Origin of the sequence: Candidatus Merdisoma sp. HCP28S3_D10 (assembly GCF_052065835.1) — a bacterium.
Classification (GTDB): domain Bacteria; phylum Bacillota; class Clostridia; order Lachnospirales; family Lachnospiraceae; genus Laedolimicola.
The window spans coordinates 402,065-415,384 of record NZ_JBQHTG010000002.1; the positions used below are offsets into that span (position 1 = coordinate 402,065).

Sequence of the window (13,320 nt, forward strand, 5' to 3'; positions counted from 1 at the left end):
TTATTGTGCTCCCTTCAAAATCTCTTCTATGTTGTGTTCCATGTCCTTCAGAGCCCTCCGGAAAATTTTCTGCGTTTCTTCCTCCAGTCCGTCCAGCAGCTTTTCCCTAAAATCCTGCTGCACCGCGCGGCCTTCCAGAATGACAGGCTTTGCCTTTTCTGTACAGAGCAGCTCCATTTTCCGCCGATCCCCGGCTACGGAATGCCGTTCCAGATACCCCTCCTGCACCAGCCGCTCCACATTGACCGATACCAGGTTTGCCTTGATGTTCCGGATCTCCACCACGTCCCGCGCCGTCCTGTATTCCGGATTATTGCCGAAAAACATCAGAATATCAAAGGCGGTCTGCGGCAGGTCAAGCCTTTTACATAAGGGCCTGCACACGGCATGGTAAGCCAGTTGAAGCTTTCTGGGAAATTCAATTTCCATAACCATAGCTTCTTTCCTTTCTTTTTAGTAGTTCATTTTTGAATAATTCATTTTTGAAGTATTATAACACACAACTATGAAAATACAAGAAAAAAATAAGAACCAATCCTCTTTTTCCCGGAGGATCGGTTCTCATTTTCATCTTTCTTCCATTCAGATAGCGTCCAGAGCCTGCGCGATATCCGCGATCAGATCCGCTTTATCCTCCAGGCCGCAGGAAATCCGAATCAGTCCCGCCGGGATTCCTGCCGCGGCAAGCTGCTCGTCGTTCATCTGGCGGTGGGTGGAGCTGGCCGGATTCAGGCAGCAGGTCCGCGCGTCGGCCACATGGGTCTCAATGGCCGCCAGCTTCAGGTTTTTCATGAACTTTTCCGCTGCTTCCCTTCCGCCCTTCAGTTCAAAGGAAACTACGCCGCAGCCGCCCTTCGGCAGATATTTCTGCGCCAGTCCATAATACGGATTGGAGGGCAGGGTCGGATAATTCACAAACGCAACTTTTTCATGCTGCTCCAGAAATTCCGCAACTGCCTGTCCGTTCTCCACATGACGGGGCATCCGCACGTGCAGAGATTCCAGTCCCAGATTCAGGATAAAAGCGCTCTGGGGAGACTGCATACAGCCCAGATCCCGCATCAGCTGAGAGGTACACTTTGTAATAAACGCGCCATCTTTTCCAAATTTTTCCGCATACGTAATTCCGTGATAAGACTCGTCCGGCGTACAGAGTCCCGGAAACTTGTCCTTGTGGGCCATCCAGTCGAACTTGCCGCCGTCAATAATCGCTCCGCCCAGAGCTGCTCCGTGTCCGTCCATATATTTGGTGGTGGAATGGGTCACAATGTCTGCTCCCCATTCAATCGGCCGCAGATTTACCGGGGTAGGAAAGGTATTATCCACAATCAGAGGCACGCCGTGGGCATGGGCCGCCTTTGCGAACTTCTCGATGTCCAGCACCGTCAGCGCCGGATTGGCGATAGATTCCCCGAATACGGCTTTCGTGTTCTCCTGAAATGCCGCGTTCAGCTCCTCCTCGGCACAGTCCGGATCCACGAAGGTTACATCTACGCCCATTTTCTTCATAGTTACAGAAATCAGGTTATAGGTTCCGCCGTAAATGCTGGAAGAAGCCACAATGTGGCTGCCTGCTTCGCAGATATTAAACAGGGCAAAGAAATTTGCGGCCTGCCCGGAGGAGGTCAGCATGCCTGCGGCTCCTCCCTCCAGCGCTGTGATCTTTGCCGCCACATAATCATTGGTGGGGTTCTGCAGACGGGAATAAAAATAGCCCTCTGCCTCCAGATCAAACAGCTTTCCCATATCTTCGCTGGTATTATACTTAAATGTGGTGGACTGGATAATCGGAATCTGTCTCGGTTCTCCGTTTCCCGGTGTATAACCGGCCTGTACGCATTTTGTGTTGAATGAATAATCCATGTATGTTCTCCGCCTTTTCGTAGAAATGTAAAACTGTTTTTATGTTACACCTATTTTTTCTATCTGTAAAGATGGAGAAAAGCCATTTATTGGAAATGATTTTGTTCTGTTTCCCCGATTTGCACCATCCGGAAGCCTTCCCCGTGAACCTCATGGGATTCCATCACCACAAAGAAGGACCGGGGATCTGCTTCCTTTACATTCTTACGCACCTGATACATTTCTTTGCTGCTGCAGGCGCACATCACCACCTGCTTTTTCTCGCCTTTGTACCCGCCGCTGGCGCTCAGGATCGTGCTCCCCCTCTGGCAGCAGTCGTCGATCACCTGACAGATTTTTCTTCCCTGCTCCGTCACGATAAACGCCACCTTTCCCGCGTTCATTCCGTACATGACCTTATCTACCATTACCGCAAACAGATAATTTACAATCATTCCATAGATGATTCCGTCCATGTCCCGGAACAGATAGCCGCCGGCCAGTATGATTCCCACATCAGACCAGAACGCAATATTTCCGAGGGAAAGATAGGGCTTTACTGCCTTCACCGCCATGATAATAAAATCAGAGCCTCCCGTTGAGGAATTCCGGGTGTAAATGAGCGCGTATCCGGTTCCGCTGATCACTCCCGTACACAAAGCGGCCAGCAAGCGGCTTCCCTGATAGACAGGGAATAACGGCGCCACATAGTCGATGATTAGGGAGGAAAGCACCATACAGCGGACGGAGCTTACAAAAAACTTTTTTCCCAAAAGACGATAGCAAAGGATTGCCACCGGAATATTCAATACAATCGTAGAAAGGCCGATGGGAACCTGAAAGAGCCGGTACAGAATCAATGCAATTCCCGAGAACCCGGTCATGGGAAATCTGGCCTGCACCGCAAAATTGTAAATTCCTATGGCAATCAGTATACTGCCCATCAGCTCCCACAAGACCTGAATGGTCAGCTCCCCGGCACGTTGATATAAGGTTTTCTTTTTCATATGGCATTCCTCCTGCTCATAAACAGAAAAAAGAGCGCTGTGCGTATTATATCCAAAAATATAATACGCCAACGCTCTTTTTTACACTTCCCAAATTCTAACACAGGCCTGCTTCCTCTGTCAACAGGAAAACATTTGTTTCTGAATCTCCTCTTCACTGTCCGCCATCGCCTGCAGTGTCATGGTCAGCAGCTTTTCAAGAGGCCAGCCCAACTGTTCCGCTCCCCGCTCGATAACCTCCCGGGAGCAGCCTGCCGCGAAGCCCTTGCTCTTGTATTTCTTCTTCAGTGATTTCAGTTCCATATCCCTGGTGCTTTTCGAGGGTCTCATCAGTGCCGCCGCCCAGATTAAGCCTGTAAGCTCGTCCGCGGCAAACAATACCTTTTCCATCTCATGTACCGGCTCCACATCCAGTGTCACGCCGCACTCCACCGTAATTCCGTAGCCATGGGAAACTACCGCGTGAATCATGTCCTCCGATACGCCGCCTTCCCTTAAAAGCTCCGGCGCCTTCAGGCAATGCTCTGCCGGATAGAGTTCGAAATCAATATCATGCAGCAGACCGACGATTCCCCAGTAGGTCTCCTCCGCTCCATAGCCCAGCTCCCTTGCATACCATTTCATCACAGCCTCCACCGTCAGCGCATGCTGAATATGAAAGGGATCCTGATTATATTTTTTCAGTAACGCAAAGGCTTCTTCTCTTGAAATATCGCTCATGTCCATTCCACTCCGTTCTTTCTGATATGTTGAGTTTTATCTTATACTTATATTCCCACTTTGTCAATAGGTATTATATGTTTCGTTTCCATTCCCCTCTTTTCCTAGAATGCTCACTAGAATGCTCCATGCAAAAAGCATTTGAAATTTTCATTTTCCTCTGTTATAATAATTCAACAGCAGGAAAAACCTGCATCGAGTAGCAGAAATGCGTAAGTCCAGATTCTCAGGGCTTACGCATTTTTTATGTAACAGGAAAAATTCCGATGGAATCCTGTCGCCAATGCGACCCGCCGCAGGCGGAGAATCCTGCTTTGCAGAATTCTATTTTTATCAAAAAAAAGGAGATTATTATGAATACCGGAAATCAGTTTTTAGGAACAGAGCATATCGACAGGCTCATGCGGCAGTATGCCATTCCCTGTATCATCTCACTGCTGGTTGGCGCGCTCTACAACATCGTCGATCAGATCTTTATTGCCAATGCCTGCTATCTGGGCTCTTACGGCAATGCAGCCAACACCGTGGTTTTCCCGCTGACCGTGGTTGCCCTTGCCATCGCCGTCATGATCGGAGACGGCTGCTGCGCCTTCGTCAGTATGGCACTGGGCAGAAATGAAACCGCCAGGGCAAAACGCAGCGTTGGCAATGCAGTAGTATTGATCCTTGTCAGCAGTCTTGCTTTGACGGCCATATACCTCATTTTTGCGGACAGCATTATCGCCATGTTTGGCGGTACTGTCAATAAGGAAACCTTCCATCACTCCCGGGAGTATTTCTTTTATATCAGCCTGGGCGTTCCGTTCTATATGTTCGGTCAGGCCATGAATCCTATTATCCGCGCAGATGGAAGCCCGAAATTTGCCATGGTCTCCACCCTGGCGGGCGCCGCTATCAATATCATACTGGATCCTATTTTCATCTTTGGCTGTAAATGGGGTATGATGGGCGCAGCCGTGGCAACGGTGATTGGTCAGGTAGCAACCGCAGTTCTCGCCGTCTGGTATCTCTTACATATGAAAATTATCCGTCCTGCATCCGGCGACTATTCCCTGCAGGGCAATATTTGCAGACGCATGCTGACCCTTGGCATTACCAGTTTTCTTTCCCAGATCAGTCTCGTGGCAGCAATGGCTGCCATCAACAATATGCTGCGAAAATACGGCTCACTGGACGCTGTGTTCGGACAGGAGCAGTATGTCCAGATTCCCATGGCCGTAGTGGGCATTGTCATGAAATTCTTCCAGATCGTTATCTCCATTGTAGTCGGTATGGCCGCAGGCTGTATCCCCATCGTCGGTTACAACATGGGCGCAGGAAAGAAGCTGCGTGTACGGGAGCTGTTTACCAGACTGCTGATTGCTGAGACGCTGGTGGGCGCGGTGGCACTTGTACTGGCTGAGGGATTTCCCCGGCAGCTTATCGACATTTTCGGCGCAGCCAATGAAAGCAGCTACTACACGGATTTTGCCATCAAGGCCTTCCGTACCTATCTCTGCATGATGATTCTGGCATGTATCAACAAAGCCTGCTTCATTTTCCTGCAGGCGACAGGCAAGGCGCTGGCGTCCACGCTGCTGTCCATGTTCCGGGAGGTGGTATTCGGCGTAGGCTTTGCCCTGTTGCTGCCGGTATTTTTCGGTCTGGACGGTGTGCTGTATTCCATGCCGGTTTCAGATATCCTGACCTTTCTCATCTCGGCTGTCATCATTGTAAAAACCTATCAGGAATTAAAGCAGGAAGTACGAAGCTAACAAAAAATGGGAGTGAACTCTGTTTTTCTGAGTTTCACTCCCATTTTTTGTTATGCCCTGACCTGTTTTATAATTTCAATTTTATCGTGCTGAGCGCCACAATCAGAATTCCTGCACAGGCAATCGCCACGTCAAATCCATAAGGAATTCCAACCATAAGTGACACCACGCTATACGCCAGAAATATCAGCGCAAGGTATCCGAACCGCTTCATATGTGCCAGAGCGAACGCTTTTCTCCTCTCGCTGCCTACGGCTTTGGCGTCCTCATAACTGGTGCCATTGTACCAATAGACAGACTCTGTCTGATAAATCATAAGGGTCAGGATAAAAATGCCGATGGTCGACGCATTATCTATGACAGCCAGCGTAAGCTGTGTGCCAAGATTTGGCAGAAAGCACGCGCCCACCACAACCACGCAGAATCCAATGAGCCAGACCACAAACCCGGTGTAGCTTTTCTTATATACCTCCATAAACAACTCCTCCTTAGTTGACTGATACACGTTTTCACGCCCTGTTTTTCTCCATCCATTTCACCGCAAAATCCACAAGCTCTCTCTGATACATCAGCCTGACAAGGGCATTTCCAATCCGGACCCCAGGAACCGCATACGCTTTCTCAAAATCCTCTCCGATTTTTTCAAAATCATTGCCATCCACAAACAGGGTTTCGTAGGCTTTCCAGACTCTTTTCCCCTCTTCTGACACTGCGCTGTGTTCCACACAGGTATGCTTGCCCGGATATTCCGCATATCTGCCCCACGCGCACACAGACCGAGCCGGGTGGTCGCTCCGGACACTGCCGGGCACCTGCCGGAGCATTTCCGCAACAGCACCCATCGTATTGGTCAGGGTCAGATTCTTGTCATAAGCCGGCCAGTTGTTCCGGAATCACCAACCACTTCCATTAGCGCCTCAATCACAGCCTGTGCGCCGCCGCAGACATACCCCATCTTTCCCAGGGAAGTTCTTGAATCTCTGACAGATTCCCCGCAAAATAAATGCCCTGCTGCCGTTCTCCGGAAGAAAGCCCCTTTGCAATCATATGTTCCAGAAGCGCCTTCAGGCTGTCGTAGTACCCGTTCAGGTTGTAGAGAATACAGGGCGCGTCAAGCTGCTTCAGAGACACCTTTGACATGACCTCCGCAATCTCCTCCAGGGTGCCTGTGCCGCCCGGAACGGCGAGAAAGGCATCCCCAAGCTCTATCATTTTCGCCTTCCGCTCCGCCATGGTGGGCGTCACATGAAGCTCCGTCAGGCCTTCATGCTGCACGTCCTCGTCCACAAAGCACTGGGCTTCAATTCCGATTACCCTTCCGCCTGCTGCAAGCGTACTGTCTGCCAGCTCGCCCATCAGGCCGGTTTTGGAACCGCCATATACCAACGTATTGCCGCTTTTTCCAATCCAACTTCCCAGCTCCTGTACAGCCGTTTTTAAAGCCGGATCATTTCCTTCATTTGCCCCCAGATATACGGTAACATTCATGGTCTTTTGTCTCCTGTCTTTCCTTATTCTCTTTCTGCCGATACTGCTTCGGCGTCATTCCCGTCAGCTCCCGGAATCTTCGGGTATAATAGCTCTGGCTGGAAAAGCCGCAGCTTTGCGCTACCCGGGCAATGGTACTGTCCGTTTCTTCCAGTAGATACATACTTTTATGAATCCGGTACCGTAGCAGATAATCGGAAATGGTCTGTCCCGACTGCTTCTTAAAATACCGGCAGCATTCACTCCGGCTAAGACCAATCTGATCCGCCACATCATCGAGACCGATTTCCGCTGCATAATGCTTCTGCAGATAACCGAGCATTCTCTGAAACCGGATATCCGCCCTCTGTGGCTGGCAAAGCAGCTCCTCCTCTAAAAGTGCCCGCATCCGTTTCCAGATTTTAAAAACATTTCCCATGAGTTCAAGCCCATAACCTTCTTCCTTTGCCTCAAAGCTTCCGGCCATTTCCGTAAGAAGAGCCAGAATCTCTTTTCCCTGTACTGTATGGCGATCTATCACTTTCCGGTTCAGGGCCGGACTTTGCAGCACCGGAAGCACGCTGTTTTCATACAGGCTTCCCTCCCGGACCGGGCAGATCAAATCCGGCGGGAAATTTACGCAGAAGAAAGCCGCTTCTTCTCCCTGCGCTCCTGCCCTGTGCGTTCTCTGGGAATTGATAAAAACCGCTTCTCCTTCCGGGACTGTGCTCCGACAGGATTCGGTACTCCACAGAACCGTCCCCTGTACAGTCAGACACAGCTGGAAATCCACATGCCAGTGCCAGTCAATCAAGTCATAGGTATCTGAGCTAAAGCGGCTGAAATGACAGGATACGGGAAATCCGGGGATATTTTTCATAATTTCCTGCTTCCCAGAATCCAGGTTGATCTCTTTCGCTCTCATGGCATCCTCCTGCTGCAAGCATAGCACACACTCTTTATAAGCGCAATATTTTTATAAATTTACGCGAATATAAGTCTATAAAGAATTTCTTTGCCGCAATATAATATCACTATCAATCCAAAAAGGAGTTACTGCAAATGAATCATTCCAACCACACAAAGGGGTTCCTGTACGCAGCCCTGGGAAGCTTAAGCTGGGGAATCTCCGGCGTCTGCAGCCAGTCACTTTTTATGCATTATCAGCTGGAGGCTCCCTGGCTGACTGCTGTCCGCATGGTCTGCTCCGGTGTTCTTCTGCTTCTGATTACCCTTCCAAAAGATAAAGCCAATGTTTTCCGTATCTGGACGAAACCCAAAGATGTGATACAGCTTCTGGCCTTTGCCCTGCTGGGACTTCTGATGTGCCAGTACACCTTTCTCTGCGCTATCCAGTATTCCAACTCCGCCACGGCCACAGTGCTTCAGAGTCTTAACGTGATTCTGATGGCAGTCATCATAGCAATCCGGAATCGGAAGAGAATGGGAAGTCGCCAGCTGCTTGCCGTTTTTCTGGCATTGGTCGGCACTTTTCTCATCGCTGCCGGGGGCAATCCTGCCAACATGAATCTCTCAGGGGCGGGCCTGATCTTCGGCCTTCTGGCCGCAATAGGCGTTATTACCTACACCCTTTTATCACGGCCTGTTGTGGCCGTCTGGGGAAATCTCATGGTTACCGGCTGGGGAATGCTCATCGGCGGCCTGACACTTTTTCTGGCCATAAAAGCCTGGCAGCTTCCCTCCGGCCTGGACGCTACGGCCTGGCTCCTTGTGGCATCCATTCTCCTCATCGGAACAGCCCTTGGCTTCTCCATTTTTCTGGAGGGCGTCAAGCTCATCGGCCCCGTAAAGGCAACCCTCATCGGCTGTCTGGAACCTGCCTCCGCCACGGCACTTTCCGCTCTGTTTCTGGGAACTCGCTTTTCCCTGCCGGAGCTTAGCGGATTCTGTTTTATTATTCTGACGGTATTTTTATCTGTGACGGGAGCCGAAAAGCAGGCATGATTTACCGTTCTCTTCTGCTTTCTTTCCGATAAGCCCCCGGCGTCATTTTGCAGGCTTCCCGAAAAACCTTTCCGTAATAGGCTGCGCTGGAGAAGCCGGTCGCCATGGCAATATCCTCCAGGCTCAGCTTTTTCGGATAATGATGGTGTATAAAGGCCGGCATCTGCACCAGACGCTCCTGACGGATGGTCTGAACCGGCCTTTCTCCATAATTGAAAAGCGCAATCTCCTTTCCCAACAAAAGCCAGATTTCCGAAAACAGATTTCTGGTCTGAAATTCTGTATCCGGCTCATTCTGGAGCCTGGCAGCCGCCCGCAGCTTTGCTAATATTTTCTGCTGATTCTCATTCGTCCCCCGCAATTCCAGAATATCCAGCTTTTTATTCTGCAGCACCGGTTCCAGATATTTTGTTTCGAAAATGCTCTTAAAATGCCCGGCCAGGAACGTGCTGTTCAGCAGGTGGGAATCGATCTGACAATGATCCTGATTTTCCATACTGCAAAGAATATTGGTATTGATGAAAAATCCCTCTCCCTTTTCAAAGCTCCGCTCCTGACCTGCTGTCAACAGACGCATACTACCCTCCCGGACATAGACAAATTCTACCTCCTCATGCCAGTGCCAGGGAATATTATTACCGCCATCTTCGTCGCTGTTATTCTGCTCTGTGTTCTTGAGGAAGGCATGAAAAATGGAAATATCTAAACCCCAAAATAAGGGCTCCCGGAAGCAAAGCTCCGGAAGCCCTTATTCCATACACGTTTTATTTCCAATGAATGACCGCTTCCACGGAATCGGTATACTGGTCGTCGCTGATAGCTTTATAGCGGGAGCCACTATACCAGTCGGTGAAGCCATTGTCAATCTTGTAGATCTCCCCGGTTTCCGTATCCACAATACGCTCATAACCCAGGGTGGCATCGCTCTGCTTCTGGCTCATAATATCCTGGCTCTTATTGCGGTTTTCCCAGGAGGACATGATGCTGTCGGACATTTCGCTGGCTGACTGACTGAGAGACTGGGAAGTATCCGCCGCCTGATTACTCTGAGACATAGCAAAGCTCTGGAATTCCCGGGTGTAGTCCAGACTGCTCAGGCTCTTGCTTAAGGTGGGCTGCCAGTCCTGAAAAGTACCCTTTTCCGCGCTGAGTACCGTCAGATTATAGACGGAATAATACCCCATTCCCGTGCCCATGGCGAAGGGTACCACGTCCGCTGTGAACATCCCCTCTCCCGCCGTTCCGTCCTGGGTGAAATCCGCCCGGAGAATGGCCGGAGAAATGGAGACGCTGCTCATTCCCTGGGTGCTTTCAAAACTCTCTGTTACAGAAAAATCTGCAATGTATGGTGTCTGAATATCCGCGTAATCAGCTGTTGCATTCATTGCGTCTGCAAACTGTGGGAATATTTCAAAGACTCCCTGTGTCGATACATTCGTAAGAATGGGGCATTTTCCAAACAAGTCACTGGAAAGCGCCATCATTGCCCGGGTATTCTCATCCGGAAACATCGGCTCCATTTTCAGCATAAAGAAGATTTGATTCGCCGGCTTCTCCGGATCAAAAACATGAATCGCGTGAAACATACCGGTATACATGGCGGAAGATCGCACGGTCCAGCCTTCTGGAATATCCATGCTGAATTCCGTACAGCTATAGGGCACCAGAGCCTGTGCAGACGCCAGCGGCTCTACCGTCCAGCTTTCCTCGACAGACTGTTCTGATGCCGCTCCTGCTGCCAAAGTCTCCTGCCCCGCCTTGGGAGCGTCCGTATCCGCCAGAGCTTGTTCCTCCTTCGTCTTTCCGCCGCAGCTGCTCAGCAAAACTCCTGCCAAAAGCACTGCCAAAAGTCTCTTCGCATATCTCATAACATTCCCTCCCCTTCCAGTTCGTTCTTCAAAAGCAGTCTTATTCCGTTCCAGCCTTCTGTCTTATAATACCTTTCATTTCGCCGAAGATTCCCCGCTTCGAATTCCAGTCTCCAGACGCTTCCATCTGCAAAGGTAAAAATCAGCGTATCCCCTGCGTCTGAGGCTCTCTCGTCAGTTTCTTCTCCGATCTCCAGCTTCTTCACTGCTTGCAGACACTCCGCAATTACAGTCCCATCTGTAAGCTCCCATTCCTGGCGGGCTTCCGCATCCTGTATATAGGTCAGCTTCGACGGGGTTCCCATATATTCCGCCAGCTCTGCCAGGGAAAGTTCCGGCAGCTTTACTTCGTTTCCAAACACATCGTCCTTTCCTTTTCCATAAGCGTCCACCGTATACCAGGCAGAAGTACCCGTGTGGCTGGTTTCTTCATCGTCCTGCACCACCTCGTAAAGATGGATCGTAAGGGTGCCGTCCCCGTTATCGACGCATTCTGTCTCTGGCGCGAGGAAATTCGCCTCCTTCTGATAATACGCCCGGGCCATAGCCACAAGCTCACTGTCCTGCCAGGGTGCCAGGCTGTCTGTCTCCGCCTGTTTTTCTCCTGCCGGAGCGCTCCCCGGCTTCCAGTCTGAAGCCGTCAGCGTGTATTCCCCGGTTTCCAGGTTATCGGAAGCCCCTCCGGCCAAAAGATCCGTATCTCTCTCCACCTCCATGACAACCCGATCCGGATAAAATGAAAAATTAAATTTCCGGAAAGAAGCGGTCAAATCCACGCCCTGTCCGTCGATCACCTGCTCCACAGAAGCCTTTTCCCCTTCTCCCGGTGAAAGCTTCAGCTCATAGATATCCTCGGCATACTCCGGTGAGCCGGACTGGAAAAAGCAGTGCAGCCGGATCCCGTTTTCTGTCTCCAGGCCATACTTTATATGGCCGCTTCCGTCCTGACAGGCGTAGCCCTGATAGGCCTCATAGGTATCTGCAGCCTCTTTTTGCGCGCTGCAGCCCCACAGCATGACTGCGGCCAGCAGAAGCGCCATTCCTCTAATCCTCTGTCTCCTTTTCATTTCTTATCCCCCTGTCGTATCGATAATAAAACTGAACCAATCCGATTCTGGATTTTGTCCCCGTCTTTTCATTGAGACTGGTAAGGTGCCGGTACAGCGCCGCCCGGGATATCATCAGCTCCTCTGCTATGTCCTGGACATTTTCATCTGATACCAGCAAAACCTCCAGCACCTCTCTTTCCCGCTCCGTCAGCGAAAAGCTGTCGGCAAAGATCCGCAGCCGTTCCTCCTCGCTTCTCTGATCGGATTCCTTCTCACCGGCTTCCTTTTTCCTTTCTCCCGGACGGATCGCGCCGGAATAAAGAAAAAACAAGACAGAAATCAATACAAGCAATCCAAGCAGAATACTGTCTTTTACAACCGGACTTCCCGACTTCAGAAGAAGCAGGGACAGGGAGCCGGTGCCAAAGGCGCAGATATTATTGACGGCCCTGCCCAGTCCCGCCCAGAGCCTCGGACATTTCATCCGGGCAGAAAGCCGCATAAAGCTGCTTGTAAAGAATACCACAAAGAACCCGGCGGACAGATAGAACACAGCCAGTCCGGCCCGGAAGGAGCCTCCATTTTCCAACACCACGATACAGAGAACCGACAGCACCGTCACACAGTACATGAAAAGATTCACATACCGGTGTTCCCGGCTGTCAAACAGGATACCTGCCAGAAGTCCGCTTCCTGCCAGAAGAAGCCGGGGCCACTGTCCCACGTCCCCTCCGCCTGCCACGTGTACCAGTGTCACTGCTGCATCCAGTGTAGAAAAAATGCAGGTAATCAGCGCAACGACCAGAATCAGCCAGAGCCCCGCCCTTCCGGCGTTCTCCGGCGCAGCTTCTTCGGGAATTTCTGCCATTTCCGGTTCCCCGGCCTCCACATTCAGAAGCAGTACCGTAAAGATGGCTGCGGAGACAGCCAGAACCACCGATTCGACCATATCGTTTTTCACCAGGTTGTTATTCAAAAACTGCAGAAAAATTCCGGCTGCATAGGAGATACCGACTGTCCTGGCCAGCCGCTCCTGCTCCGCCCTCTGCGCCAGCCAGTAGTGTACTGCACTCCCGGCCATTCCCATCAGAATGAAGCAAAGGCAGCCAGCCGTCACAATTGCCCTGTAAGAGGTATGCTGCCAGATCACGAAAATACAAATCACACCGGCCAGGGCTCCTGCAAATACCAGGATCTGCCGAAGTTTTTCCTTTACTTTTCCATAGGAAGCCATCGCAGGATAAAGGAGAAATCCCAGAACGCTGGCTCCCAATACATAGCCCTGGGCCGTCACCACCTGCTCCGGTCCTGTAACCAGAGCTGCCATATTATCGAACTGATATTCGGTTCCCAGAAAAATAAAATTGAAAAAGGCCAGCGCCAGCATAAGTGTGAGCACATTTCCATCTATCTTTTGTAGTTTCATCTATTGTCACTCCGTTTATATCTGTCTCTGATAATTTTATTATAAACAAAAGTCTCACTTCCACAAGGTGACATTCGTCTCAAACTGTTCTTTTTCTTTCAAAAGGCTCTTTTTCTCTTCTGTCCTCTTTTCTGTGGATCCGTTGCAAATGATACATTTGTCAACTGCAAGACCTTTTCTGCCTGTGTTAGACTGAAGACAACCGTATCATGCCAAAGAATA

Annotated in this window: 13 protein-coding genes and 1 pseudogene; 2 read left to right on the plus strand and 12 right to left on the minus strand. The window is 50.5% G+C overall.

Annotated features, from left to right (window positions below):
- The 4 genes from ACTNCH_RS07095 to ACTNCH_RS07110 all read right to left on the minus strand — a co-directional run bounded on the left by ACTNCH_RS07095 (position 1) and on the right by ACTNCH_RS07110 (position 3,569).
- Positions 1 to 429: a MarR family winged helix-turn-helix transcriptional regulator gene (locus ACTNCH_RS07095; RefSeq protein WP_441017291.1), complete on the minus strand. Its 429-nt coding sequence runs from the start codon at positions 427 to 429 to the stop codon at positions 1 to 3.
- A gap of 153 nt (positions 430 to 582) precedes the next feature.
- On the minus strand, positions 583 to 1,863 hold the full coding sequence (locus tag ACTNCH_RS07100; protein ID WP_441017294.1) for an O-acetylhomoserine aminocarboxypropyltransferase/cysteine synthase family protein: 1,281 nt from the start codon (positions 1,861 to 1,863) through the stop codon (positions 583 to 585).
- Between the two features lie 86 nt (positions 1,864 to 1,949).
- A complete protein-coding gene (locus tag ACTNCH_RS07105) occupies positions 1,950 to 2,849 on the minus strand; it encodes a YitT family protein (protein WP_441017298.1) in 900 nt (299 codons plus the stop codon).
- A 120-nt stretch (positions 2,850 to 2,969) separates the two neighbouring features.
- Positions 2,970 to 3,569 carry a hydrolase gene (locus tag ACTNCH_RS07110; protein WP_441017301.1) on the minus strand — a complete coding sequence of 200 codons (600 nt, stop codon included), beginning with the start codon at positions 3,567 to 3,569 and terminating at the stop codon, positions 2,970 to 2,972.
- A 353-nt stretch (positions 3,570 to 3,922) separates the two neighbouring features.
- Between ACTNCH_RS07110 and ACTNCH_RS07115 the strand changes: the two genes are divergently transcribed.
- Positions 3,923 to 5,323, plus strand: coding sequence for an MATE family efflux transporter (locus ACTNCH_RS07115; RefSeq protein ID WP_441017304.1), 1,401 nt, complete (start codon positions 3,923 to 3,925; stop codon positions 5,321 to 5,323).
- 67 nt (positions 5,324 to 5,390) lie between these two features.
- Here ACTNCH_RS07115 and ACTNCH_RS07120 read toward each other — a convergent pair whose 3' ends face one another.
- The 4 genes and pseudogenes from ACTNCH_RS07120 to ACTNCH_RS07135 all read right to left on the minus strand — a co-directional run bounded on the left by ACTNCH_RS07120 (position 5,391) and on the right by ACTNCH_RS07135 (position 7,715).
- Positions 5,391 to 5,798, minus strand: coding sequence for a hypothetical protein (locus tag ACTNCH_RS07120; protein ID WP_441017307.1), 408 nt, complete (start codon positions 5,796 to 5,798; stop codon positions 5,391 to 5,393).
- Between the two features lie 34 nt (positions 5,799 to 5,832).
- Positions 5,833 to 6,278: pseudogene (locus tag ACTNCH_RS07125) on the minus strand (AAC(3) family N-acetyltransferase).
- On the minus strand, positions 6,245 to 6,811 hold the full coding sequence (locus ACTNCH_RS07130) for a TIGR00730 family Rossman fold protein (RefSeq protein ID WP_441017310.1): 567 nt from the start codon (positions 6,809 to 6,811) through the stop codon (positions 6,245 to 6,247). The pseudogene ACTNCH_RS07125 and the gene ACTNCH_RS07130 overlap by 34 nt, the downstream one beginning before the upstream one ends.
- Entirely contained in the window at positions 6,780 to 7,715 is a 936-nt protein-coding gene (locus ACTNCH_RS07135; RefSeq protein WP_441017313.1) for an AraC family transcriptional regulator, read from the minus strand. Before ACTNCH_RS07135 ends, ACTNCH_RS07130 begins: the two co-directional genes overlap by 32 nt.
- Positions 7,716 to 7,852: 137 nt before the next feature.
- Here ACTNCH_RS07135 and ACTNCH_RS07140 point away from each other — a divergent pair, with 137 nt between their 5' ends.
- Complete coding sequence (locus tag ACTNCH_RS07140) at positions 7,853 to 8,755, plus strand: DMT family transporter (RefSeq protein ID WP_441017316.1); 903 nt, start codon at positions 7,853 to 7,855, stop codon at positions 8,753 to 8,755.
- A 1-nt stretch (position 8,756) separates the two neighbouring features.
- On the opposite strand, the gene ACTNCH_RS07145 is transcribed toward ACTNCH_RS07140, so the two are convergent.
- The 4 genes from ACTNCH_RS07145 to ACTNCH_RS07160 form a co-directional block, all read right to left on the minus strand.
- The gene (locus tag ACTNCH_RS07145; RefSeq protein WP_441017826.1) at positions 8,757 to 9,455 is read right to left on the minus strand and encodes an AraC family transcriptional regulator; all 699 of its coding nucleotides are present in this window, start codon (positions 9,453 to 9,455) and stop codon (positions 8,757 to 8,759) included.
- Positions 9,456 to 9,519: 64 nt separating this feature from the next.
- Positions 9,520 to 10,623, minus strand: a complete 1,104-nt coding sequence (locus ACTNCH_RS07150; protein ID WP_441017319.1) for a hypothetical protein — start codon at positions 10,621 to 10,623, stop codon at positions 9,520 to 9,522.
- The gene (locus ACTNCH_RS07155) at positions 10,620 to 11,690 is read right to left on the minus strand and encodes a hypothetical protein (RefSeq protein ID WP_441017322.1); all 1,071 of its coding nucleotides are present in this window, start codon (positions 11,688 to 11,690) and stop codon (positions 10,620 to 10,622) included. Before ACTNCH_RS07155 ends, ACTNCH_RS07150 begins: the two co-directional genes overlap by 4 nt.
- Positions 11,668 to 13,098 carry a LuxR C-terminal-related transcriptional regulator gene (locus tag ACTNCH_RS07160; protein ID WP_441017325.1) on the minus strand — a complete coding sequence of 477 codons (1,431 nt, stop codon included), beginning with the start codon at positions 13,096 to 13,098 and terminating at the stop codon, positions 11,668 to 11,670. Before ACTNCH_RS07160 ends, ACTNCH_RS07155 begins: the two co-directional genes overlap by 23 nt.
- Positions 13,099 to 13,320: the final 222 nt, after the last annotated feature.

Coding starts and splice junctions, on each gene's coding strand:
- ACTNCH_RS07160 (WP_441017325.1), bottom strand. CDS start 13,098: ATGAAACTACAAAAGATAGATGGAAATGTGCTCACACTTATGCTGGCG.
- ACTNCH_RS07120 (WP_441017307.1), bottom strand. CDS start 5,798: ATGGAGGTATATAAGAAAAGCTACACCGGGTTTGTGGTCTGGCTCATT.
- ACTNCH_RS07100 (WP_441017294.1), bottom strand. CDS start 1,863: ATGGATTATTCATTCAACACAAAATGCGTACAGGCCGGTTATACACCG.
- ACTNCH_RS07155 (WP_441017322.1), bottom strand. CDS start 11,690: ATGAAAAGGAGACAGAGGATTAGAGGAATGGCGCTTCTGCTGGCCGCA.
- ACTNCH_RS07130 (WP_441017310.1), bottom strand. CDS start 6,811: ATGAATGTTACCGTATATCTGGGGGCAAATGAAGGAAATGATCCGGCT.
- ACTNCH_RS07135 (WP_441017313.1), bottom strand. CDS start 7,715: ATGAGAGCGAAAGAGATCAACCTGGATTCTGGGAAGCAGGAAATTATG.
- ACTNCH_RS07110 (WP_441017301.1), bottom strand. CDS start 3,569: ATGAGCGATATTTCAAGAGAAGAAGCCTTTGCGTTACTGAAAAAATAT.
- ACTNCH_RS07150 (WP_441017319.1), bottom strand. CDS start 10,623: ATGAGATATGCGAAGAGACTTTTGGCAGTGCTTTTGGCAGGAGTTTTG.
- ACTNCH_RS07115 (WP_441017304.1), top strand. CDS start 3,923: ATGAATACCGGAAATCAGTTTTTAGGAACAGAGCATATCGACAGGCTC.
- ACTNCH_RS07095 (WP_441017291.1), bottom strand. CDS start 429: ATGGAAATTGAATTTCCCAGAAAGCTTCAACTGGCTTACCATGCCGTG.
- ACTNCH_RS07140 (WP_441017316.1), top strand. CDS start 7,853: ATGAATCATTCCAACCACACAAAGGGGTTCCTGTACGCAGCCCTGGGA.
- ACTNCH_RS07105 (WP_441017298.1), bottom strand. CDS start 2,849: ATGAAAAAGAAAACCTTATATCAACGTGCCGGGGAGCTGACCATTCAG.